The organism is Kitasatospora sp. NPDC093558 (assembly GCF_040683475.1).
In the GTDB taxonomy this organism is placed as follows: domain Bacteria; phylum Actinomycetota; class Actinomycetes; order Streptomycetales; family Streptomycetaceae; genus Kitasatospora.
Genome location: NZ_JBFBDY010000799.1, coordinates 1 through 2,559, shown reverse-complemented (window position 1 = coordinate 2,559; position 2,559 = coordinate 1). Strand labels below are relative to the sequence as shown.

Sequence of the window (2,559 nt, the reverse complement as noted above, 5' to 3'; positions counted from 1 at the left end):
GGTGGCGGCCGGCGCGCCGCGCGACCTGGTGACCGAGGGGCGGGTGCACCAGGTCGAGGCCGACCGGCGCCGGGCCCTGTTCGGCAGCTGGTACGAGTTCTTCCCCCGTTCCACCGGCGGCACCGACGGCGCGGGGCGTCCCGTGCACGGCACCTTCCGCACCGCCGCACGGGAGTTGGAGCGCATCGCCGCGATGGGCTTCGACGTGGTCTACCTGCCGCCCGTCCACCCGATCGGCCGGGTCAACCGCAAGGGCCGCAACAACGCCCTCGACGCCGCCCCCGACGACGTCGGATCGCCATGGGCGGTGGGGTCCGCCCACGGCGGGCACGACGCCGTGCACCCCCGCCTGGGCACCCTCGCCGACTTCGACCACTTCGTGGCCGCCGCCCACGGCCTGGGCCTGGAGGTCGCCCTGGACCTGGCCCTGCAGTGCGCCCCCGACCACCCCTGGGTGCGCGAGCACCCCGAGTGGTTCACCGTGCGGCCCGACGGCACCGTGGCCCACGCCGAGAACCCGCCCAAGCGCTACGAGGACATCTACCCCCTCGACTTCGACCGGGCCCCGGACAGCCTCTACGCGGAGATCCTGCGGATCGTCACGTTCTGGGCCGAGCGGGGGGTGCGGATCTTCCGGGTGGACAACCCGCACACCAAGCCGCCGGACTTCTGGCACTGGCTGATCCGCACCGTCAAGGCCGAGCGCCCCGACGTGCTGTTCCTGGCCGAGGCGTTCACCCGTCCCGCGGTGCTGCAGGGCCTGGCCCGGCTCGGGTTCACGCAGTCCTACACCTACTTCACCTGGCGCGACACCGCAGCGGAGCTCACCGACTACCTCACCGAACTGGTCGGCAGCGCCGACTTCCTGCGCCCGAACCTCTTCGTCAACACCCCCGACATCCTGCCCCGCGGCCTGCAGCACGCCGGCCCGGCGATGTTCGCCGTGCGCGCCGCCCTGGCCGCGGGCCTCTCCCCCACCTGGGGCGTCTACGCCGGATTCGAGCTGATGGAGGACCAGGCCGCCGGGCCCGGCAGCGAGGAGTACCTCGACTCCGAGAAGTACCAGCTGCGGCCGCGGGACTTCAGCGCCGCCCGGGCCAAGGGCCGCTCCCTCGAACCGTGGCTGACCCTGCTCAACGACCTGCGCCGGCGCCACCCGGCCCTGCAGCAGCTGCGCACCCTGCGCTTCCACCCCTGCGACAACGACGCCCTGATCGCCTTCTCCAAGACCGACCCGGCCACCGGCGACGGCGTCCTGTTCGTCGTCACGCTCGATCCCGGGGCCCCGCAGGCGGGGAAGGTCGCGCTCGCCCCCGCGCGGCCGGCCCCCGGCCGCGGCGGGCCGCTGACCGCCCGCGACGAGATCACCGGCGAAATCCGCCCGCTCGGCACGGTCCTCGACGTCGAGTTCACCCCCGGGATGCCGGTCGCCCGCATCTTCTCCTGGAGGAACAGTTGAGCACCCACCGCAAGGCCGACGACCCGCACGCCCCCGGCACACCCGGCACACCCGACGCACCCGGCACACCCGGAACGCCCGCGCCGCCCGACGACGCGCAGTGGTTCAAGCAGGCCGTGTTCTACGAGGTCATGGTGCGCACCTTCCACGACAGCAACGGCGACGGCGTGGGAGACCTGCGCGGGCTGATCGGCAAGCTGGACTACCTGCGCTGGCTGGGCGTCGACTGCCTGTGGCTGCCGCCGTTCCTCGCCTCGCCGCTGCGCGACGGCGGGTACGACGTGTCCGACTACCGCGCCGTGCTGCCCGAGTTCGGCTCGATCGCGGACGTCCGCGACCTGCTGGACGCCGCCCACGAGCGCGGCATCCGCGTGATCATCGACATGGTGATGAACCACACCAGCGACCAGCACCCGTGGTTCCAGGCCTCCCGGACGGACCCGCACGGGCCGTACGGCGACTTCTACATGTGGGCCGACGACGACCGGCGCTACCCCGACGCCCGCATCATCTTCGTCGACACCGAGACCTCCAACTGGAGTTACGACCCGGTGCGCAAGCAGTACTTCTGGCACCGCTTCTTCTCCCACCAGCCGGACCTCAACTACGACAACCCCCTGGTGCGCGAGGCCATGATCGACGTCCTGCGGTTCTGGCTCGACCTGGGCGTCGACGGCTTCCGGCTGGACGCCGTCCCCTACCTCTACGCCGAGGACGGCACCACCTGCGAGAACCTCCCGCAGACCCACGAGTTCCTCAAGCAGGTCCGCAAGACGGTGGACGACGAGTACCCGGGCCGGGTCCTGCTCGCCGAGGCCAACCAGTGGCCCGAGGACGTGGTCCACTACTTCGGCGACTTCACCTCCGGCGGCGACGAGTGCCACATGGCGTTCCACTTCCCGCTGATGCCGCGGATCTTCATGGCGGTGCGCAAGGAGTCCAAACTGCCCGTCTCGGACGTCCTCGCCAAGACCCCGCAGATCCCCGACGGCTGCCAGTGGGGCGTCTTCCTGCGCAACCACGACGAGCTGACCCTGGAGATGGTCACCGACGAGGAACGCGACTACATGTACGCGGAGTACGCCAAGGACCCGCGGATG

General features: G+C 71.4%; 2 protein-coding genes. Both read left to right on the top strand.

Going from position 1 to position 2,559, the window contains the following annotated elements:
* On the top strand, nt 1-1,459 hold a 1,459-nt coding region (locus tag AB0O00_RS35365), incomplete at its 5' end, for an alpha-1,4-glucan--maltose-1-phosphate maltosyltransferase (protein WP_363658807.1).
* On the top strand, nt 1,456-2,559 hold a 1,104-nt coding region (locus AB0O00_RS35360), incomplete at its 3' end, for an alpha-amylase family glycosyl hydrolase (protein WP_363658806.1). The genes AB0O00_RS35365 and AB0O00_RS35360, both read left to right, overlap by 4 nt.